Annotated in this window: 14 protein-coding genes and 1 pseudogene; 4 read left to right on the forward strand and 11 right to left on the reverse strand. The window is 43.6% G+C overall.

The window, feature by feature from the left end; translation table 11 throughout:
• Positions 1 to 96 precede the first annotated feature (96 nt).
• From ACP8HI_RS18340 to ACP8HI_RS18360, 5 genes are all read right to left on the reverse strand, one after another.
• The gene (locus ACP8HI_RS18340; RefSeq protein ID WP_438347620.1) at positions 97 to 1,698 is read right to left on the reverse strand and encodes a response regulator transcription factor; all 1,602 of its coding nucleotides are present in this window, start codon (positions 1,696 to 1,698) and stop codon (positions 97 to 99) included.
• Positions 1,688 to 3,418, reverse strand: coding sequence for a sensor histidine kinase (locus ACP8HI_RS18345; RefSeq protein WP_438347621.1), 1,731 nt, complete (start codon positions 3,416 to 3,418; stop codon positions 1,688 to 1,690). Before ACP8HI_RS18345 ends, ACP8HI_RS18340 begins: the two co-directional genes overlap by 11 nt.
• A gap of 29 nt (positions 3,419 to 3,447) precedes the next feature.
• Positions 3,448 to 5,610, reverse strand: a complete 2,163-nt coding sequence (locus ACP8HI_RS18350) for an alginate lyase family protein (protein WP_438347622.1) — start codon at positions 5,608 to 5,610, stop codon at positions 3,448 to 3,450.
• Positions 5,597 to 6,724, reverse strand: coding sequence for a glycoside hydrolase family 88 protein (locus ACP8HI_RS18355; protein WP_438347623.1), 1,128 nt, complete (start codon positions 6,722 to 6,724; stop codon positions 5,597 to 5,599). Before ACP8HI_RS18355 ends, ACP8HI_RS18350 begins: the two co-directional genes overlap by 14 nt.
• A 156-nt stretch (positions 6,725 to 6,880) precedes the next feature.
• The gene (locus ACP8HI_RS18360; protein WP_438347624.1) at positions 6,881 to 9,184 is read right to left on the reverse strand and encodes a glycoside hydrolase family 95 protein; all 2,304 of its coding nucleotides are present in this window, start codon (positions 9,182 to 9,184) and stop codon (positions 6,881 to 6,883) included.
• Between the two features lie 222 nt (positions 9,185 to 9,406).
• Here ACP8HI_RS18360 and ACP8HI_RS18365 point away from each other — a divergent pair, with 222 nt between their 5' ends.
• The 4 genes and pseudogenes from ACP8HI_RS18365 to ACP8HI_RS18380 all read left to right on the forward strand — a co-directional run bounded on the left by ACP8HI_RS18365 (position 9,407) and on the right by ACP8HI_RS18380 (position 13,593).
• On the forward strand, positions 9,407 to 9,805 hold the full coding sequence (locus ACP8HI_RS18365) for a GntR family transcriptional regulator (protein WP_438347625.1): 399 nt from the start codon (positions 9,407 to 9,409) through the stop codon (positions 9,803 to 9,805).
• The gene (locus tag ACP8HI_RS18370) at positions 9,805 to 10,905 is read left to right on the forward strand and encodes a DUF1648 domain-containing protein (RefSeq protein WP_438347626.1); all 1,101 of its coding nucleotides are present in this window, start codon (positions 9,805 to 9,807) and stop codon (positions 10,903 to 10,905) included. The genes ACP8HI_RS18365 and ACP8HI_RS18370 overlap by 1 nt, the downstream gene beginning before the upstream one ends.
• 246 nt (positions 10,906 to 11,151) lie before the next feature.
• Positions 11,152 to 11,454 (forward strand): annotated as a pseudogene (locus ACP8HI_RS18375) (proline--tRNA ligase); the annotation flags it as partial.
• A 192-nt stretch (positions 11,455 to 11,646) separates the two neighbouring features.
• The gene (locus tag ACP8HI_RS18380) at positions 11,647 to 13,593 is read left to right on the forward strand and encodes a hypothetical protein (RefSeq protein ID WP_438347627.1); all 1,947 of its coding nucleotides are present in this window, start codon (positions 11,647 to 11,649) and stop codon (positions 13,591 to 13,593) included.
• Positions 13,594 to 13,795: 202 nt separating this feature from the next.
• Here the strand turns inward: ACP8HI_RS18380 and ACP8HI_RS18385 are convergent, their stop codons facing one another.
• From ACP8HI_RS18385 to ACP8HI_RS18410, 6 genes are read right to left on the reverse strand one after another with little or no spacing between them, the layout of a single operon-like run.
• Positions 13,796 to 14,998 carry an N-acetylglucosamine-6-phosphate deacetylase gene (locus ACP8HI_RS18385; protein ID WP_438347628.1) on the reverse strand — a complete coding sequence of 401 codons (1,203 nt, stop codon included), beginning with the start codon at positions 14,996 to 14,998 and terminating at the stop codon, positions 13,796 to 13,798.
• Entirely contained in the window at positions 14,991 to 15,767 is a 777-nt protein-coding gene (locus tag ACP8HI_RS18390; protein ID WP_438347629.1) for a 6-phosphogluconolactonase, read from the reverse strand. Before ACP8HI_RS18390 ends, ACP8HI_RS18385 begins: the two co-directional genes overlap by 8 nt.
• A 50-nt stretch (positions 15,768 to 15,817) precedes the next feature.
• Positions 15,818 to 17,389 (reverse strand): FAD-dependent oxidoreductase, encoded by a 1,572-nt coding sequence (locus tag ACP8HI_RS18395; RefSeq protein ID WP_438347630.1) that lies wholly within the window; start codon positions 17,387 to 17,389, stop codon positions 15,818 to 15,820.
• A 32-nt stretch (positions 17,390 to 17,421) separates the two neighbouring features.
• Entirely contained in the window at positions 17,422 to 19,005 is a 1,584-nt protein-coding gene (locus ACP8HI_RS18400) for a response regulator transcription factor (RefSeq protein WP_438347631.1), read from the reverse strand.
• Positions 18,980 to 20,800, reverse strand: a complete 1,821-nt coding sequence (locus ACP8HI_RS18405) for a sensor histidine kinase (protein ID WP_438347632.1) — start codon at positions 20,798 to 20,800, stop codon at positions 18,980 to 18,982. The genes ACP8HI_RS18400 and ACP8HI_RS18405 overlap by 26 nt, the downstream gene beginning before the upstream one ends.
• Positions 20,801 to 20,835: 35 nt before the next feature.
• Positions 20,836 to 22,395 (reverse strand): extracellular solute-binding protein, encoded by a 1,560-nt coding sequence (locus ACP8HI_RS18410; protein WP_438347633.1) that lies wholly within the window; start codon positions 22,393 to 22,395, stop codon positions 20,836 to 20,838.
• Positions 22,396 to 22,413: the final 18 nt, after the last annotated feature.

Here is a 22,413-nt window from a genome sequence, read left to right on the forward strand (position 1 = left end):
ATGAGCACTATTTTGACTTTTTGTAGAGCAGATTCACATAAAAAAGCCTATCCAGCATGAAGGGATAGGCTTTTTACATATTTTGTAATACTTAACTCATTTATTTATATATCTGTTTATAGAATGCTTTGTTTTATACTCACTAGGAGTCATTCCAATATACTTCTTAAATACTTTTGAGAAATAGGTTCTGTCCGAATATCCAAGCCCCATCGCTAACGATTCAAACGTTTGATTAGATGTTTTCAACATCTTTGTAGCAATTTCCATCTTATATTGATGAACGTAATCTGTAAAATTGATACCGCTTAATCGCTTAAAGTAACGCGAAAAGTAACTCGAATTCAGAAATAAATAACGAGCCATATCGATTGAAGTAATATTTTCAGATAAATGCTTATCAATATAATGTTGGATAATTTGTAATTTCGGTTCCTGAACGACCTGCCTCGTACCCTTCTGGTGGTATTGCGCAATATGAACAAATTTACTTACGACCAGTTCCATGACATCCTCTAATGTCCTTGCATAAGGCAAGTAAGAATAGATCGCTTCATCTGACTTCCATTTTGAAAACATGATATCAATACTGCGTAGTAGAGTTAACAAATCCTGAACAAGCTCACTTGGCTCAATTCGTTTCCCCTGTGCATTCCGTCCCATGGCCGATACGATATTACAAATGCTCTCTGTATCATTCTTCAATATTGCACGTTCAATATCCGATTTGTACGGATCTAGCAACCCTTGAGGAGAGGGTAAGAACATGTTCTTCAAAAAGAGTTGTACATCCGTAACCGCTAGTTCATTACTCTCATAAAATTCATTCTTATATTGAACAATCTGATGATAGAAAGTTCCGATCGACTGCAATCCCATTTTATCTGTCACGGTGACGGTGCTCAATTGCAATTTCAAGAAATGAGAACAGTGATTCCGTAGTTCCTGTAAATACTTTTGAAAATGGAGATAGGCATTATCCGCCAGATTATCCCGGTAATTATATAAAATAACAAGCTTCTCATGCTCTATAAACGACGTTATTCCCTGATAAGATGCAGATAATTCCATCGAAATATTGTAAATAGCATAGGATATCAAAGGAAGGTTGCTCTGGACATAACGCTGTTCGTATGTTGAATAATGAATATTTACAGTCCCCATCATAAAGCAAGCGTACTCCCATGAGATACCAAGCCGAGCTGCATATTCTACAGTCGATCCGGGATGAACTCCATCGATAACTCTTTGTATCAGACCTTGTTTAAACAGTTCACTGTTATAACTCGATACTTCCTTATCCATTTTAGTCGATATCCTCGATAGCAAGCCTATCGATTTCCTTAAACTTTGTTCTAGCTGCTCCGCCGTCAGTTTATCTTTGAGCAGATAATCGTCCGCATTCAGCTGTACCGCTTGCTGAGCATAGTGAAAATCCTCATGACAGGTTAAGAATATCACTCTAATATCCGGCTTCATTTCACGAAAGATCATCGCCAGCTCAATTCCACTTTTTTTGGGTAAACCGATGTCAGTAATAACAATGTCGGGCGATGTCTCTTCAAACATAAGAAGAGCCTTTGCACTCGAATAGGTTGATCCAACGACATGTAGCTTGAGCGACTCCCAATCAATCATTTGCTGCAATACTTTAAGCATAGGGACATCATCATCAATTAACATTACTTTATGCATCATAGTTTAGTCCTCTCGATAAAAAAACATAGCGGTCATGAACAGGAATTTGTAGAATGGCGGTTACTCCACCCATTGCATTATGACAGAGAGACATTGTTGCGGTTGGGCCGAATGAAAGTCTTAACCTTTGAACCACATTGATAAGGCCCACCCTTGTATAGGATGCATACTGCTCATTATCATTAAATTGGAGTTGATCGTTCAGACCCGATAGTAGTTCTTCTTCCATACCACTTCCGTTATCCTCGATTTCAATCCTAATCCAATCCTGTTCTCTGCTAGCATGGATAGAAATTTTAGCCTGAGGATTATCCACTAATCCATGTACTATGGCATTTTCAATTAATGGCTGCAGCATCAACTTAGGGATAACCAACTGTTTCAAGCTTGGTTCTAAATCAAGTACCCATTCCACTGGAATTTCATTCCTAATCTTCATGATATCGATGTAGTGCCCGATCAGCTCGCACTCTTCCAGTAATGTTGTAGGTTCATTGATCTTCAAATAGGCGCGGAGTAGACTCATTAACGAATCGATAATTCCGCTATGCAGTTGATCCTTTTGCAATATTAAGCTGCATTTAATGGAGTTCAGCGTATTAATCAGAAAGTGTGGTCGAATCTGCATAAACAATGCATCTAGTTCCATGATCCTTTTCTGCTCTTGTTCTTGCTCAATATCGTAAATAAGTCCCTTAAGTTGATCCAACATCGTATTTAATGTATGGCCCAACTCAGCAATGTCATCTCCGCCCTTCACTTCGACCCTTGCATCAAGGTTTCCCATACCAAATTGTCGAACCACTCGTTGCAATTTTTGAATAGGTCTATGAAGCTTTCTGGCCATAAACATAGATGATATGGAGAATAGGATAAAGAAAAGGATAACTCCCCCAATACCCGAATAGAATGTTTTTGATATTTCCCCCGTAAATGCTTCTTTATTGGCTTCATATACTAGGGTCCAATTCGTTTTGTCTAATGTGACTTCGGATCGGAGGGTTGAACTTTTGGGGTCTGTATTATGCAATGAAAGTTCAGTATTACCGGCAATACGATTTCCTAATGCGTCAAAAAGAACTATTTTCCCAAACTCAACTGGCTTAAGAAGGTTTTCAAAATAAGATTCAGAAATACCAATAATAAGAACAGATAGATACTCTTTTTCATGACTATCCCGGATCACTCTAGCCATGTAATAAGTCCCCTCGTTACTGGACTTGTCCGTGACCATACCTAGCCATTGAAGGGTTGCCGGCTTGTTAATATCAACCTTTTCCAACAAGGGATCCAGTTTCCCACTGAATATCTTTAAGTCTTCCTCATTAGAAGGTATGATAAAATTCTTTCTGTTTACTAGATACATGCTAATGTTATTATTCAATGGTTTAGATGTAATTAATGAAAAGACACCTTTGATTTCACTGAAATTGATATAGTCATCATAATTACGCAGCTTGTCTGCATCTGCAAATTCTTTTAAATACGTCTTAAAACTTGTATCATTCACGATAAAATGTGAGGCAAACGTAACATCATCAATCGTCTTTCCAATTTCATCGATAATGACATTCAAGAAGTTCTCATTACTTAACTGAAGCTTCTCTACCATAGTCTCTTTAATTAGAATAAAAGAAATAACGGATACGGTAATGATAGGTACAATAATGAAAAGAAGAAACGATATCTGTATCCTTCGGTAAAAGGTCATTTTAAACATTCTTTACCGCGCCCCTCCATGCTTCTTTTTCACTTAATAATCGTGATCTCTTTCCCTGTCTCTTGTATAGAGATTAACACAATCTCTCCAAATATTTGTGTGCCATCCACCACATAAGAGTCGATCGCTCGAGCAGGTGGTCTATGACATACAACAATGATGTGCTGCTCTGCTGATTGTGGAATCACGATCCTGCATGCTTCGACACTACTGTCGTCTGCTAGCTCTCCAGTGTACAGGAACACCGGTATTCGTTCCACAATCGGAAGGATATGCTCCCCTTTCCGTAAAGGATACAGAACATGCATCATAGAGAACGTTCCAGATCCGGTGCGCTCGTAGCTTACGTGATGGTTTGGCTCCACCAGATTATATTCGTAAGAAATAATTCCCTCGTTCAGCTCGGCCTTCAATTCTGCGGATTGAATAGGAATAATGCAAAGATTCACATCATTCTCATTCTCGGTTCGGCAAATGCCCGTCTCTTGTGAAAGACTCACCTCTCCCGGAGCAAAGTGGAAAAACTGCTTATATGTATGTTCATATTGACTAGTCAAAGAATCGACTAAGAGCCAATAATGCGGTTTGATAAAAATGATTCTCCTAGAGGGATATACGGGATCATCCAAATGATTATATCCATTATGGCTCCCACAGACATAATCATAGGCAGGATCGCTAATCCACTCACTGTTAGTTCTTGAAGCTACTTTCCCAAATTCCCATGTATCGATAATTTCCGTGAATTCAGTATCATCAACGACCGTTGTATTATGAGAGCTGCATAGTTTAAGCTGCTTACGCAGCGCTGTATGATCACTGTAGTTATATCTCCCCAAATCGGTAAGCAATTGTTTACCGTACGCATGAATATCAATATGAAGCATATCAGCATGTCCGTGCCCTCCTCCAAGAGGACCGCAGCGAAAATACAAATATAAAGCTTCCTCATCCCAACCAGAACGCATCACATAGTGTCCCGAGTGTTCAAATGCGTAGGATAGCAAGGGTGGTTCCGAGACGGGACATTCATCATAATAACGGATGCCAGCTAGTCCGTTATTCCACGCATTGTCATAATCGATACGATCATATCCACCGAACCTGAGCGTGGAATCCTCAAATAAAATGGCCGCAGTGGTCAGAATCGACCGGATATCATTATTATCACTGTCTCCGAGCATAATCTGCCTATGATTCGGCTTGGCCCAGTAGAGAGACGCAACTGCCATCTTATGTACAGTTTTCGTAACAGCTTCCTCGATCTGAATCATGTTGTTGCGGGCCAGTTTCAATATATCCATATAGCAATTCAATACCTCATGATGATACGTAGGAGATTGCTCCCAATGGATCCCGTCCTTCATCACTTGTAGGCGGGTTGTTTCTCCAAGCCTTTCGAGGCTCAATTGCTGCCACTGAAGGGATTGTTTGAATTCTGGCATGAATACGGCCATTTCGAACAATCCACAAGTTTCAAGAACACCCCAATTACTAATATGTTTCCAGCCTGTAAATGAAGAAGCTAGATATTCGGCATGTTCATGCAATGAGACTAACATCTTCGCTACAAGACGTGGCGTCATACTTGGGCTGTCCATCATATAAGGGAATGTTTTGATCCAGTTACCAGCACGTAATCCAGCTTCAATGGATCTCCACGTCAACGTATCTCTAGTCTGCTCCGAGGGAACAGGATTCCGTTCTATCCAGTCCTCTAGTTGGAGACAAAAGGTACTCGCGTATTTCTCTTCTCCAGTGAGTTGGTATGCCTGTCCCAGTGCTAGCCAATACCGATGGCGGTTAAGCATATAAGCCCATTCCACATCGGTATCAGGGATATGATTCCAGTCAATTGGACCATCGAAGGTAACAGGTACACTAGTCCGTTCCATATCCCATGGGAAACGGAAAAGGAAAGTTCGGGATACAACTTCATCCGCCACTTTGATCACTTCCTGTAATTCTTCTGGACAATGCACGCCCACATACTCGCGGACCTCTGCAACATCTTCCATGCGGAGAAACATCCTTGGTGAAGTTCTAGACAAGTAATATTGTTTGAACGCCGTAAACCCTTCCTCAAAACGTTCCTCAAGGATAGCCCTTTTGACATCCTCCAATCCCGGATAATCCAGGTTCAGCAGGCTAAATAGTCCATCTTCGTAAACTATCGGTTTATTTGCGTTCATACCAATAACCTCCTATACCTTTTTCTAGCCTCATAAGTGCTTCCAGATAGAAATAATCTCCCCAAATCATATAATCATCAGGTGACAATCCTCCATGCACATAATACGAGCCATGCTTGAGCAGCCCCTCTGCATCCTCTTCCCCAATGGTGGCGTAATGTTGTACAAGTGAGGTCATCGACTTCGTTAACATTTCCTGAAAGTAATCACGTTCGGGATCCTGTTCTTCCAAGTGGGATATCAACTCCAATAGACCAGCCGCTACAATCGCCGAAGCCGAGCTGTCCCGATAGGTATCTGCCCCCACAGGAGCATTAAAGTCCCAATAAGCTACCGTATCTTCAGGTAAATGCTCAAGGAAGTACCTAGCAAGACGCTTAGAGGAATCCAAGAATAAGGGGTCCTTCGTATAGCGATAAGAGAGTGCGAATCCATATACACCCCAGGCCTGTCCCCTACTCCAAGTTGATCCGTTCGTATAGCCTTGATGCGTCGCGCCTCCGATCGGTTCTCCTGTTGCTGGATTAAAGAAGAATGTATGATAGGAGCTGTCATCCCCTCTTATAAGATAACGCCTTGATTTCTCCGCTTGCGTAACAGCAGCCTCCCAATAAGCTGCGTCTCCTGTCTGTTCGCTCGCCCAGAATAACAACGGAAGGTTCAGAAGACAATCGATAATAATCCGTCCTTCCTCCTTAGCGTCTCCCTTCTGACCCCATGCTTGAACATAGCGACCTGGTTCACGCCACCGCTTCATAAGTACGTCCGCTGCTTGCAGCGTTAACTGTCGGGCAGAATCATCCTTTTCAACCATCCACTGTGCTTTCGATGACAGTGAGTATAAAAAACCGATGTCATGGTGATCAAGCACTACGTGATCCTGCAAACGTTGATCAAAGCTTTCAACTGACTTGTCGGCCGCATTACGGAAACGTTCGTCATTGGTATATTCATAACATAACCAAAGAATTCCGGTCCAGAATCCGTTGGTCCAGTCATTATTATCAATCAATTCATAACTCCCATTTCGACTGACGTGAGGGTATTTCTCACCGAATTTCTCTATATTTCTTAACGTCTTGGCTATAGCATCATCAATTGCATTTTTCCACATGATTATATGCTCCATTCTTCTCAAACATTAATTAAGATCCATCATATCAAACCTATCTTATCTTAAAAGGTTTGAATTTTTACAGTGATGTGCACAATTTTGACTTTTTCTCACAATACGTGATCACGGGAACGAAGAAAGAAGCACACATGAATATCACATATGCACTCTTAATATCCTGATTTGGTATATTGCTCCAGATGGAATAGGGAAATGATAAGCATTATCCTTCTTATCAGCCGTTATATGTTTGCCTCCGAGCTCGTAAATCTCAAGCGGCACATCGCTATAAATCACACACTCGTTATCAGACTCTGCACTGATCTTTGCTTCTTCCAAAATACCATCCGACCATTTGATATCGATGGTGTACCCACCTCTTGCCCGTAGTCCTTGTACACTACCTGAGGACCATACAGAAGGAAGTGCAGGCAACAGGCGAATTTGACCTCTATGCGACTGTAAGAGCATCTCTTGAATGGCAGCCGCTCCGCCAAAATTGGCGTCAATCTGAAACGGCGGATGATCTCCGAATAAATTCGGATGCACTGCTTTGCATAGTAGATCCTGCAGACTGTTATGCGAGTTATCACCATCACCCAATCTAGCCCAAAAATTCGCGATCCAAGCCTGGCTCCAGCCAGTATGACCGCCTCCGTGTGCCAACCTCCGTTCGAGGGTAACTCGCGCAGCTGCTCCTAATTCCGGCATTTGATGAGGTAGAATTTGTTCACCTGGATGCAGGGCAAATAAATGTGAAATGTGACGGTGACCAGGCTCCGCTTCCTCATAATCAACCGACCATTCCATAAGCTGACCGTGCCGACCTATTTGTGGCTTCGGAAGCCTGCTCCGAGCTGTCATGCATTCATTCTGAAATGATTGATCCATGCCAAGACGTTCTGATGCCTCTATACAAGCGGTAAATATAGCATATACTATCTGCGAATCCATAGACGGTCCGACACATAACGCTCCGACTTCCCCACCTTCTGTTACATAGCTATTCTCTGGGGAAAGAGAGGGTGAAGTTACAAGCTGACCGTCTCCGTCTTCGACTAAATAGTCCAAAAAGAATAGTGCGGCTTCTTTAATCACCGGATATGCCCGTTCACGCAAAAATAACTCCGAATTATTGTACCTGTAATGCTCCCATAAATGAAGCGCGAGCCAAGCACCGCCTGTCGGCCAAAAGATGGCAGGGACCCATGCGCTGAAAATTCCACTTTCCGCCCAAATGTTGGTTGTAGAATGGGCTACAAATCCCCTTGCACCATATAATTTGTGTGCTGTATCCCGACCGTTCACAACCAGACGATCAATAAGGTCAAATAGCGGTTCGTGACATTCCGGCAAATTACCAGTCTCCACGATCCAATAATTCATCTGCAAATTAATATTTAGATGGAAATCGGATTCCCAAGGTGGCGTGAAGCTTTCGTTCCATATCCCCTGCAAATTGGCAGGTAGGCTACCTGGTCTCGAACTTGCAATGAGTAGGTAACGCCCGTATTGATAGAATAGCGCTTCAAGACCCCGATCAGCATCATCTTGCCGATAATTCAAAAGTCGTTCAGAGGTAGGTATTTCTTCAAACTCTTTATTAGCTTTAGTACCTAGTTCTAATGCGACTCTATCAAATAAATTGCGATGATCTTGAACATGCATTTTCTTAAGCTCTACATACGGTATTGAAGCCGCCTGCGCTGCCTGCTTCAATGCCTCCCTATAAGGGTCACTATATCGGAAAGAGGTCTGCGCCGAAATAATTAGAATAACGGAATTCGCCTCGCGGATATCTATATAACTCCCAACCGTCTGTGTCTCGCCCCCATCGACAACAGCCTGTAATACCGCTGCGTAATGTACTCCATCCGGTCCGCATTGTCCCTTCATGGTCAATATACCGACATCTTCCCTGCTAAATTCCCCTTCGAAGGGTCTGCGACTCAGCCTAGCTGTCAATGAAAGAGCACCTGGTTCGGAAGCCGTTAAATGTATCATTACCACTTGGTCAACTGCGCTTGAAAAGACTTCTCTACTATATTGAGTCGTTCCTATCTTATATTTAACTGAAGCTACACCTGTCTGGATATTAAGTTCACGCCTATAATCGAACGCTGTCTCATGACCTTCCAATTTGATCAACAAATCGCCCAATGGCTGATAAGGACCGAAGTAATGGGGAGCGTTTGTCATGTTCAGCAAGGCCAACCTTTCGGCCTCTTGCGGTTTACCTTCCTTCAGTAGCCTCCTGATCTCCTCTAGCTTTCCAATGGATGCCGGGTTATCGTTTCCTTTAGGTCCCCCATACCACATCGAATCTTCATTTAGCTGAATTCGTTCATTCTGGACGCCACCGAAGATCATGCCGCCCAAGCGACCATTACCGATAGGAAAAGCCTCTGTCCAAACACTAGCAGGTCGTTTCTCTACTAATTTACAGTTTCTGTTACCCATAACTTCACTCCTATAGCATCATTGATACTAATATAGAGCAAACTATGCCAAATCCAAGGATCAATACTGACCTCAGACATGTAATATTTTGACCTCTTCATGAATAATGCCGATGGGGATCAACTACGCAGGAGAAAAGATATCTAGTCACATCATTTATCTTTACTGAAAAACAACTATCTGTTATAGTTGGACTATAACAGATAGGAAGGTGATTTCGTTGTGATTATAAATTTAGATATGCAGTCCGACATTCCAATCTACACGCAACTTATGAATCAGATTATCGAAGGAATTGCCCATGGAGATCTACTGCCTGGGGAAGCCCTCCCTTCTGTTCGTGGTCTAGCTTCTGATATTGGTGTCAATCTGCACACCGTCAATAAAGCCTATACTTTACTCAAACAGGAAGGATTCATTCAGATTCATCGGCAAAAGGGAGTCGTCATTCAACCTGACGGCATGCCTGAATTAACTCCTGAATATGAATTAAAGCAGTACAACCAATTAAAGCCGATCATCGCAGAGGCCATTTGTCGAGGTATGACCAAAGAACAGTTCCTCCAAATCACAGAACAAATTTATAGTGAAATTTCGAATCCAGGAAAGGAGAATGACTAATGTCTTGGCTCTCTAGTATTATTCTAATTCTAATGTTCCTCCCAATCTCAGCAACTCTTATCTTCATGCCTTACCTCACGCGAGACACCGTCAGCTTCGGTATATCCGTCAGTGAAGAAATGTACCATAGTGAACCCTTACGGGCGCTACGTAAGAAATATGCTTGGATTAGCACCATTCTCTACACTCTAATACTCATCTTCAGCCTCATCGGCACCTCAGCAAGTGATCCAGTCAAGCAAGAATTCATTATCGCTTGGTCTGTAGGAATACTCATTGTAGGTTCAACCGTGCTTAACCTGAGTTTCCATTTTACGATGAAAAAATTCAAACTAGATCAGCCCACTATCCCAGCATCAAACAAGACTATACTCTCTGTTGATACTGGATTTAGACAACAGAAACTCATTTTCTCAAACAAGTGGTTTATCATCCATCTAGCAATTACGATTTGTAGCGCCATACTTGCTTGGAAGTATTACAGCCAGTTTCCAGAAACAATAGCTATGCAATTCGACCTCCAAGGAAATGTAACGAGAAGTGTAGATAAATCCTATACAGCTGTTCTTGGTCTAAATCTCATGCAGTTGATGATGACACTACTATTCATGTTCCTTAATCGGACTATTCTAAAAAGTAAACAGCAGCTCAACACAAATCATCCTGAGAAATCTTTGAAACAAAATGTGATCTTTCGTCGCACCTGGTCGTTATACATCATCATCACGGGTCTGCTTATGGTGTTGTTGTTCGCTTTCATTCAACTTAATATGATATTTGAACAAAACCCGGAAGTTCTCGCATTCGTTAGCATTCTTATATCCTCTGTTATCGTATTGGCTGCTCTCATCTTATCTTTCATCATGGGGCAAGGAGGTAGCCGTATCGGTAAATCTTCCACACACTCTAATTCCCAGCCGATCAACGATGATGCCCACTGGAAGCTCGGTAGTATTTACTACAACCCACAGGACCCATCTCTGTGGATTGAGAAAAGAACAGGCGTTGGTTGGACAGTCAATTTCGCAAGACCGATGAGTTGGGCCTTTCTGATTGGTGTTCCTGGCGTAATCATTGTCGTTTCTTTGCTTGTTAGCTAAGTTTAGTAATGACAAGCCGGAGAGGAAACCCACAGGCTGAAAGGTTTCTCCTACTCGATTAAAGTCCCCTACCTTGTAGCTGTGGAAGATATTAGACTATCTCTACCGGGAATTCCCGTTATCCAATAAGTAATCGTTTGTTTCATCAAACGATTACAACTAGGGTGCTACCACGAACGCATTCGTCCCTTACGAATGCGTTCTTTTTGTTTTTGTGGATAATCAAAAATGAAATAGAGGGATTATATGCGCCAGAGTGAATTATTCGCACCAACATTGCGCGAAGCGCCTTCTGATGCAGAAGTTATTAGTCATCGACTCATGCTCAGAGCTGGGTATATCCGACAATTAGCAGCAGGTATCTATACGTATTTACCATTAGGTTTACGTATTCTTCGCAAGGTGGAACAGATTGTGCGAGAGGAAATGGATCTTGCTAGTGCACAAGAAATATTAATGCCTTCCCTGTAGCCTGCTGAGCTATGGCATGAATCAGGCAGATATGAGGACTATGGACCTGAGCTCATCCGTTTACATGACCGCCATGATTGAGAATTCGCACATACATCATGACGCTACTTAAATATTTATATAGGAATAGCCATCCTTGAGTAGACCAAGATATGCTTGCAGTTCTTCCCACAATAGTCCTGTCTTTTCACACATTCTACTATATATCCCCTCTCTTCGGCGTGATACATTAGAATCACACAACCATCTCATTTAAGAGGAGACTATATAATGAACAGTTCTGTATTGAAACGGCGAGTGGCCGTCATTACTGACAACGATAGTGATATGCTTTTCTTGCTTAGAACGATTGACCAAGATCTACTCGTTATCAAACCGAAGGATGCCGCCACTGTTGAATGGAATGATTTCGATTCGATCGCTATTCTTGGCGGGGCCGCAGATAAACCATTGATTCTTCCGCCATCTGCAAGAGTGAAAATAGAACAAGCTTATAACTCTGGTAAACGTGTTTTCGCTGAATTTGTCGGAAGCGTTGGAGACCTTTACTTTGAGCTTCCCGCCTCAACCCGATATGCGCGTCTTGTAGTCGCTAAGCAGGATTGGTTAGCAGATGAGCCTGTAGGTGCACTGATTGATGATCAGTGTGGAGAACGTCTACGTCCACACGAATTCACATATGCGAAGGTTAAACCACTTCTCTATTACAGTGTCTCTCAAGCGCATGGGAAGATTGAACCAAATGACATGAATGAGCAGGATATGATTCGAGAACGCGCACTTTGGTTCGAAGCAGAAGAGCAGTTGCTTGTATGCGCTTTTCGTCTGGCTAATTTCTCTAAAGCGCGTCATGCACCTTTATCAAGGACACAAAAGCTGGTTAGCTTTATAATCAATTGGCTGTATGGCTTCGAGATCAGCAATCAAATTGAACAATTCCCTCGCCATTATAAGACTCATATTATTTCCACTGACGAGGTTACACCAATAGCCATTCGTAGCAGCGCTAAACACGCATTAAACTGGGTGAAGCAAACGAATATATTGATAGATGACGGTAGAGGGGGAGCCTTGGAAGGTTTAGGCACAGAGATTGATTACAATGGACAGCAGCGAATCAGCCCAGTTCTCCGTGCTGACTGTATCGGAGAACTAGGCTTACTTTTCTGGCTTCATTCGATTGCTGAAGATGATCCCTACAGTGACAGCGTCTCTCATCATCTGTCTGATTATATTTTGGACTATTACGTCAACAAAGAGCCTGGTCCGTTATATGGAATGATGAGATGGACTGACGAGGCTTGGGGCGTCTGTTATCAGGATGATGTCGCGCGAGCGATTCTGCCTCGACTGTTGCGCAGCTATTACGAGCAAACGACTAATCGTATAGACGAATGTTCGGATATACTAAACTTTTTACTATCGACAACAGGAACAGACGGAACAAGAAAATCCCGCACTGACAATAACCTGCTGACACCAGACGAGCTTCATAAGCTTCAAACAACACCAGGAGACACACCGAGCGCACACTATAACGCCTACTACTATGCTGCATTATGTATCGCATATCAGTTAAATAAGCGTGAAGATTATAAGGCTGCTGCGATCAAAGGGCTGTCTGCAATTATGAGTGTGTATCCAAACACCAAACGCGAACAAAGCCAAACACAGGAGCTATGCAGACTTATTCTTCCTCTAGCTTGGTTATATGAAATTACGAAGGAAGAACAACATTTGCAGTGGCTATATCAGGTTTCTCATGATTTGCAAGCTTTTGTCCATCCAAGCGGTGCCTATATCGAATGGGACGAAGGTTACGGAGCAGCCATGAGGCATGAGGGCGGTTCTGGCGAAAGCTCCTTGCTCGGACGCAACGGTGATCCTGTTACAGATCAGCTGTATTCGAACAACTGGCTGCCTATCGGATGGATGCAAGCCTACTTCATTACAGGTGACGATTGGTTCAAGGAACGTTGGACCGAAACGGTACGCTTCATGCTGAGCTCCCAAATTCATAGCGTTGATCCTATGATCGATGGTTGTTGGACACGTGCCTTTGATGTGGAATTAATGGAAGTGTACGGCAACCCTGCAGATGTTGGTTGGGGACCATGGGCTGTTGAGTCTGGATGGACCGTAGCGGAAATAGCTTCAGGCTTGTATATGGGATTGCTGGAAGAGAAGCTGAAATCTGTTCACCAACGACAACGATAAGCAAGCAGAAACGGCTATGCCGTCCTTTTTTAAGAAGTTTATGCTTCCGATGCTAGCGATACTTCGTATCGCTTTAAGGTATCCGTCTCTGCCGAAATATAAGGAATAGAGTATCAAGTGAAACTTATGCTTTCTTATATTTTAAACAAACAGGCTGCGTCAAAATTAAGCTAGAGAAGCTTAATTTTGACGCAGCCTGTTTCTATTTTGTATAAACGACTTGTCCTTGTTTTACCGTTTGCTTCACCTCCATTTCGTGCCCTTCCTTATGGAATAGCACGAAATCAGCTTCTGCTCCAATCGTTAAGCCCTGCAAACTTCCAAGTTTAGCAGCCCTTGCGGGAATTAAAGATGCCATGTCCCATGCGTCCTGCCAAGAACACAGTCCGATCTGGATGAGATGTTCCACACCCTTAATCAAGGGCAGTGCAGATCCAGCAAGAAGTCGCTCATCGCAAGCGAGATGGAGCCGTCCCAACTCTGTCAGCACGACTGCACCGCCGACTGTTGTTTCATAACGATTCGGCGGCATACCTGCTAATGCCACCGTGTCGCTAACTAACAACATTCGACCAGCTTTAGCTCGATAAAATGCTTTGATAACAGAATCTGGCAAGTGAATTCCATCAGCAATTACGCTAGCATACAGTTCATCATGAGCTAACTGATCCCAGATATAATTTGGATGACGCTGCAAGACAGGATGAGCACCGTTCCCTAAATGAGTGGACATAGCAGCTCCAGCCATAACGGAGGCTGCAATCTGTACACTATTGGCGCTCGTATGTCCTATTGATGCGAGAAGGTTTCGCTTGCAACACCAATGAACAAATTCTTCTGAGTTCGGCCATTCCGGGGAGAACGTCACGATCCGGAGACGCTCATGTGAGTGTTTCATCCATTCCTCCATCAGATTCAGATCAGGAGGCACAATACAATCCAATGCATGCGCACCACGCGGACCATCAGCCCGTGATAAAAAAGGCCCTTCAAGATGAATACCTGCCACGCTAGCCTCATAAGGCAAGTTGCTTCCAATAGCACATATAGCTTCATGAATTGAGGTCAACAAACGACTAATCGCTGATGCTTCATTTGTAATAACGGTTGGCATAAAGGAAGTCACACCTAACGACCACTGCATCTCTATGATACTGCTAAGTTCATTCGGTGTAAGTCCTTCGCGGTTAAAGTCGATCCCGCCATATCCATTGATCTGAAGATCGACCAAGCCGGGTGCAATCAACGGAAGCGCCCCGACCTCAGCATCAGCATCCGTTACCACAGGTTCCATACCCGCAATTCGTCCGCCCACACACTTGATCTCAATAGGCTCCCCTGTACGATAATGCAACCCTCGATATAAAGCCATTTCTCTCCCGTCCGAATCAGCTGTACTATGCATTGCTTTCGCCTTCTACTTCACCGTAAGCCTCCCGATCTGTAAACATCGTACAAGATGGATGCTTGCGCAATATGGATGCTGGGCAAGAAATATCGATTGGCCCACGCCGTACAGCAGCAACCGCTTTGCGCTTGGTCGCACCTGGAACCGTGCAGTATAGATAACGTCCTGACATCAGGGTTGGAATCGTTAGCGTCAATGCACGTTCAGGCACATCAGTCAAAGCATTAAAGCAGCCATCATTCACCTGCTGCTGTCTGCATTCCTGATCCAAATAGACGACCTTCACCGTATGCGGATCCTGAAAGTCCGCTTCTTGCGGATCATTAAATGCAATATGCCCGTTCTCGCCAATACCAAGACATACAATGTCAATCGGAGCTTCCCGAAGTAATGTGCCATAGCGTTCGCACTCGGCCACAGCATCTGCGCTGCTGTCAATCAGATGGATCTGACCGAAACCAACCAAATCAAAAATACTTCTCTGCAAAAAGCGGCTAAATAATTGTGGTGCATTCAGGGACAAACCGATATATTCATCCATATGAAATGCCGTCACTCGGCTCCAGTCGATATGATCTGCACCTCGCAAATACTCGAGCATTTCATTCTGTGAAGGGGCAGCAGCAAATACCATACGAACCTGGCTCTGCTCCGCAAGTAACTGCCGTAGCTTAGCAGCCACCGCCTCACCCGCATGCTTGCCCATCTCCTGCCGATCATCATGAACTTCAATCTGAAGCCAATCTATTTGTTCTTTCAGTTTCACTGTATAACACTCCAATCCTTATTGGATAACATTATCTGATTGCTGAATAATTAACGGATGCTCATTGGCCACTCCAGTTCAATACCCTCACTTACTAACCTTGCCTGGAATTCTTTACGAAGTTCCTGCTTCTCATAGACCTGTTCAGGCGTATGACCCCCGTCCAAACAGAAACTTGCTAGTAGACCTGCAACCTCGCCAATATTCCATTCAACAGGATGAAGGCGGTAGCAGCCGTTGGTAATATGCGTTGTACCGATATTTTTACAAGCAGGCAGTAAATTGCCACCCCTAAGTGGAATCAAACTTCCAAGTGGAATTTGGAACGGCAAGCTCTCGACATCGATATAATTCCGTCCTGCTGAGCTTGGATGCAAGTCAATATGGTAGTAGCCGATACCAACCGAATCATCAAATTGCGCTCCCACCTTGCCTTGCTGAAACAGCGGGCTGACATGCTGCTGCAATACCGTAAACCGAGCGCGGATTCTTCTAGATTCCCGTACATATACGTGCTGTGCCATGCCATCTTTCGTTCCACACACATCCGGGCGAAGCCGCAATCCAGGATAGCCCATCTTGCCATCAGGGCGCGGTGCTTCCGTCTGCATCCAGTGCAGCATGGATAAGCTTAGCTGCTTGGCGCCTTCCAGATGGCGCAGCCTTTCTTCTTCAGGCACGTCGATAATCGGACCTAGCCAATAATCATTCTGCGGCCAGTTGACGAGTGTAATATCCGAATCAAAGGTGTTAGGCTGAAACTGGCTCTTATCAATCACCCTGCGGTAGTTCCACAGCGAGAACATCCCGTCACGTGGAAACAAGGCATACTCTTTTTTAGCCAATGTACGCGGATCTGAGCCAAACCAGCTTAACTGACGCTCCGGCCAAAAATCAGCCTTATAACTGTGCCAGAAATCATAATCCTTCGGCTTGTCGATCGTGTGATCTTCACCCTCGATATAATCCATCGCGAAGCAATGGGTAATCGACTGCATATCCATCGGATCAGCAGGGCCATCAAGCGCATTCAGTTCGCCTGTTTCCTGCTGTGACTCAGCACCAGTCACATAATCTACTTTAGCCAGTGGCAAGAGATCACCGCATTCGGTTGCATCCAACACATAAGGCGCCGTCAGCACCAACTGATCGCCGCTCTCCAAGTGACGAACCGTAACCGATCGAACTACATTGCCATCGGTCTCACAGTTTTCCGCTTTCCAGCCAGTTAAAACACGCAAGCGACCACTATGTTCATAAGGCGCAAGCATGGACAACAGCACAGCATGTGCAGCTCGTGGTTCATGAGAAACCCGGCTGACGATCGCCCTCCCTGGATTAAATAAAGGCAACACCTTCGCCTCATCGGTCAGTGGGAAATAGCTCCGATAGTAGTCCCTAACGCGTTGCCTGTACGTTCTGTAGCTGCGTGTCCCCCCAAACTGCTCAATCCATTGATGTTCATCTGGTGGAACCGCCTGAGCTGTTAATTGTCCTCCAATCCAGGCGCATTCCTCTGTCATAATCACCTTATAACCTGATCTACAGGCGGAAAGTGCCGCTGCAGTTCCCCCTGTTCCCCCTCCTATGATGACGATATCAGCAGTTTCTTGCTTGATCATTGCTCCATCTTCTCCCTTCAAATGGATAAACCTCATTGAAAATCTGTTGGACTCTTGCCGGTATGCTTCTTTAACACCCGTGCAAAATAGCTGGGGTCCTTATATCCCAGTCGATTCGCTACCTCATACACCATCACCCGTTCAACCTGAAGTAAGTGAATGGCCTTCTCGATCTTCTTGTTCAATACATAATTGGAAAATGATTCGCCCGTTACTTCCCTAAACAGTCTGCTGAGATATGAAGAATTAATATAGACATGATTCGCTACCTCATCACGAGTAATATTGTCGTAAATATGATCATCCACATAATGAATCACCTGCTTGATCAGCTTGGTCTTTCGATCGGACCATAAGCCTTCATACCACTGACTCAGCTCGTTAAAGCGCCCAATCCACCAAGCCTGAATCTCCTGCAACGAGTGAAAATGCTCCGGATATTGCCACAGGTAATATTCCTTATCGTTCAAGCAGTCCCGAACACTTCTGCCCAGCCGGTGAACAAGCTTCGTATATAGGCCTGTAAACTGATAAAAGATCTCACCGCCAAAGAAAATTTCATGTGTGTGGGTCCATTTGGCAAAATGATTATCAATAATTCGTTTGGTCTCTTGTGGATCGTTTATTTCAACACTATGCACAAGCAGCGCTTCATCCGCCTCATTCAGCACAGCAAGCTGCTCCCTTACAGGCTGGATCATATTCTCCTGCAGGATGAGCCCCGTACCCAGCATCATTTTCAAACACATAATTCGTTTTACCTTCATATTAATATCAGGCAGCTCGATCACAGGTACCATGCTTGATCCGATTGCAACCGTGATACAGCCATTAGACAGCTCACTTGCCAGCTGATAGATTTGGTTCGTCCATAATTGCATATCGTCCAAAGAGTTATTCTCCCCTTGATACAGCACAATCGTTCGACCGTTCGCGGTTTGATAACATATGCCTTTGTTCTTTAGCGTCTGATTTACCAGCTTATATAAGGAGAAATCCAACCAATCCTGGTCTCGCCCAGCCTCTTCATCTGCTTTGAAAGAATCCATTTCAAAAATAACAACAGACGCAAGTAAATTCAGATTTAAATTAATTTTATAAAAACGAATCTGATCCTCCAGTTCATCTGCTGCAAGGTCCTTTTCACCATTCAGCCAGCCTTCGAGAAACAGACTTCGGAGCTCAGACAGGTTCGCTTCTAACTGTTCTTCCATATGGACGGAGTGCTCCTGCAGTTGCTGAATCGACACCCACTTTTCCATTAGCTTCGTAAGCTCTAACTGCAGCTCAGTCTTCCCGATTGGCTTAAGCAGATAATTGTTTACCCCGAGCCCTATACATCTTCTTGCATATTCAAATTCATCATGCCCGCTGATGATGATCACTTTTGTGGAAGGCTCTTGTTTCAGAATCGCCTCTGTCATTTCTAAACCATCCATAACTGGCATTCGAATATCAGCAATTACTAAATCAGGCAGTTTCTCGCTAAATAATTCCATGCCCTCCAGACCGTTAGAAGCAGTGCCAACTAGCTGCATGCCAAGTTTCTCCCATTCAACTGCTTCCGATAACCCCTTTCTTACTCGTGGTTCATCTTCTACTATGATAACTTTCATGCTGCACCCCCTCGGACAATCTATCTGCAACAATCTTGATAATCACTCGGGTTCCTTTGGCTGGCAGGCTGCTCATTCTGAACTCCATGTCTTCCCCATACAGTAATTTTAGCTGCTGATAAATCGTTCGCAGTCCGTAGGTTACTTCGGATGGACCATCCAATCTCTTGATTTCTTTCAGAAGAAATTTCAATCGCTTTCTTTCAATACCAATTCCTGAGTCCTGGATTCGGAACTCCACATTACGCCCTGATGCTGTAATCTCAATTTGTAGCCAGCAATTCTCCACTCTTCTTTCCAGACCATGAATAATTGCATTCTCAATAATCGGTTGCAGCATGAGCTTGATAATTTTCAAGTTCTCTAGTGCAGGCTCAACCTTCCAATGAATATCAAATTTATCCAGATGACGAAACTGCTGAATGCGAATGTAATACTTCAGATGATCGACAGCCTCCCCAATCGTAACGTACTCCCGTCCTTTGCTTAAGCTAAGTCGAAAATAACGCGACAAATCGAGTATGACATTGCCGATTTCTTCATTCCCTTTTTCCACAGCAACCCAATAAATAGAATCGAGTGTATTATACAAAAAATGCGGATTAATCTGGGACTGCAGAAATTTCAGTTCAAGCTCCTTTTTATGCAGCTGCTCTGCAACGATCATTTCACGCATTCGCTGTTCATTTCCAATCATTTCATTAAACCTCTGCTGCAAAAATCCTAGCTCATCCATTCGCTTGATCTCAATTGGCATGAGAGGTAAACCCTTCTCAACGAACACTATCGCTTGTTTCAATTTTTTGATCGGATTCACAATTTGAGTGTATAGCATCATTGATAAAACAATAAAAACAAATCCGAGTATGATTCCAAACGTTGTTGCAGCGCCTCTCAACTGCCGAAAGTCTTTCATGATCTCCTTCTCAGGAATAATCATGTAAATATTCCAGTCTGTTACTTCAGCACGTTGATGTACAGCTATATAGGAGTCATTATAGATGTCAAGCATCTCGAACTCATTAGGTCTTTCAGAATCGAACTCATGGAGCAGCTCGATTGAAAGTGTATCTCCATTTTTAAGATCGCTAATATCCGTACCCGTTCGGAATATGACTTGCCCATTCGGATTGGTAATTACAATCGCAGTGCCTTTCCAGAGATCGACTTCACCGATCATATAATTCAGCATCTGCTTGGCAACATCGACCATCAGGATATTATCGCGTTGTCCCACCCCAGGTATACGACGTAGTAGCGTGATTAAGGGCTCCTTGTCAGAGAACATGGAATTGCTGTCTTGTATATCCACACGGATATCAAGCGGAACGACCCGTTCATCCAATTCTTGTTGCCAGGTAACGACCTCGTCAGAAACAATCGTGCTCCCCTCTGTGGTCGACAGCACCTTGCTCGAAGCTACATTATAGACTGAAACGCCATAAATATCGGTATTTCCGGCAGTTAAGCTCTTAAGCCTCTGAATAAGCTGTACTTGCCCCCAAATGGATGAAAAATCAGAAAAATCCGGGTTATCCTTTACCAGTTGATTGAATTCACTATCACTGACAATGGCATTGAGCATCTGCAGGTTGCGATTCAGATGAATGTCGATATTACCCGTCACAGCTCTTACCGTTTGATTCGCAAGCTCGCTGATCTTATTCTCAAGAATATCCTGAAACCAGAAGAAAATCGCAACGACAAGTAAAAAAAAGAGAACAAACTGACCACCAATAAGCACAATCAGCTTGCGTCTGATCGTAGATTGATTAGGTGACAGTCTCTTCTCCAAAGGTATTACCCCTTCCTGAACCGCTTCTAGTTGACTTATTTCGATTTATACCAAGCATTAACTTCTTCTGTAATTTGGTCTCCGCCCTTGGCATTGTAATCCTTCACAAAGGTATCAAATGCATCGATCGGTACATGACCAACAATAATTTTGGTGAATACTTCTGTGCGCATTTGTTCAAGCTTGCTCTTATTCTCAGCCATTGCCTCACCAGGAGCCCCAGTAAACAGATTAGGAATTCCGTACTTTACAGAGTTCTCAATCGTTCCGGTCAGATTGAAATCAGATCCGAGGGCTTCCATCTTCTTCTTGTTCAGTTCTTTAGGCTGCATGAACATTAGCTGCTGACGATATCCGTATTTGTTATGATTTTCGAAGTTCAGTGCATATTTACCGTCTACCATATCATACATTAAACCTTCGCCTAAATCGTCGAAGCCGAATACAAACTTGTCGAGGTTATCTGGATTTGCCATCCATTGAAGCATACTAAGAATGGCGTCCTCATTCTTCGCCTTGCTACTGATCATGATGAAGGATTTGTAATCCGCTCCGCCTGCAACACCATGTTTGCCTGCAGGACCAGCTGGAGGTTGAATCATAATCCATTCTGCATTCGGGTCGTTCTGTTTGTTTGTGTTAATTTCACTACGAGTGGCAGCCCATGAACCTTCATAAATACCAACTTGGCTATTAGAAACACGCTCCTGGTAGTTTTTCACTTTCATAACAGGCCATTCGTTATCAAGCAACTTGCTTGTGTACAGCTTGTTGATGTAAGCAAGCGCTTCTTTCATTTCTGGTTGTGTATCAGCAGGTACAAGCTTGCCGTCTTTCTCTAAATAGTAGCCAGGAATAACGCCGAATGCGCCATATAGGAATGACCAGCCCATCATATTGTCATATGCAACTAGTCCGTAAGTATCGTTCTTGCCATTGCCATCTGGATCCTGATCACGGAATGCTGTAGATACCTTCTCAAGCTCTTCCAATGTAGTTGGCACTTCCAGCTTCAGCTTATCCAGCCAATCCTTGCGGATATAGACGTTATCCGTTGCCTTGTTGCCATCTCCAAGAACTGGAATCGCGTAAGTTTTGCCGTCATATTTAGCTGCTTCCCAAGCAGTTGGATATACGGCATCCTTCAGGGTCGGATACTTGTCGATATATTCGTCAAGCGGTTTCAATGCACCTAGCGCAGCGTTCTCGGTTATCCATTTCTGGTTGGAGGCAGCCGTAAAAAATAAATCTGGAATATCATTAGATGCAAATTTTAAAGTCAGCTTATTCATGTACTCATCGGAAGTTGCAGGACCATATTCGATCTGCAGATCCACATTATTCTCTTGTTCGATTAATTTCGTCCAAGGGTTGTTGTTGATATCTTCCCCGTCTTGGAACTTGGATCCGCCAGCCATGAAGATCTTGATCGGGGTTGGATCAGCCTTAGAGACATCACTTGTCGGAGCCGATGCATCCGAGCTTGTTGCTGGTGTGGTAGAAGATTCGCTTTTAGTGCCTCCACATCCTGCAGTCAAGGCTAGCACTAATGGAATCGCAACAATTGACGTCAATGATTTTTTGAACTTGTTCATCGATATACCCACCTTATC

Source organism: Paenibacillus sp. FA6, assembly GCF_051550225.1.
Classification (GTDB): domain Bacteria; phylum Bacillota; class Bacilli; order Paenibacillales; family Paenibacillaceae; genus Paenibacillus_AQ.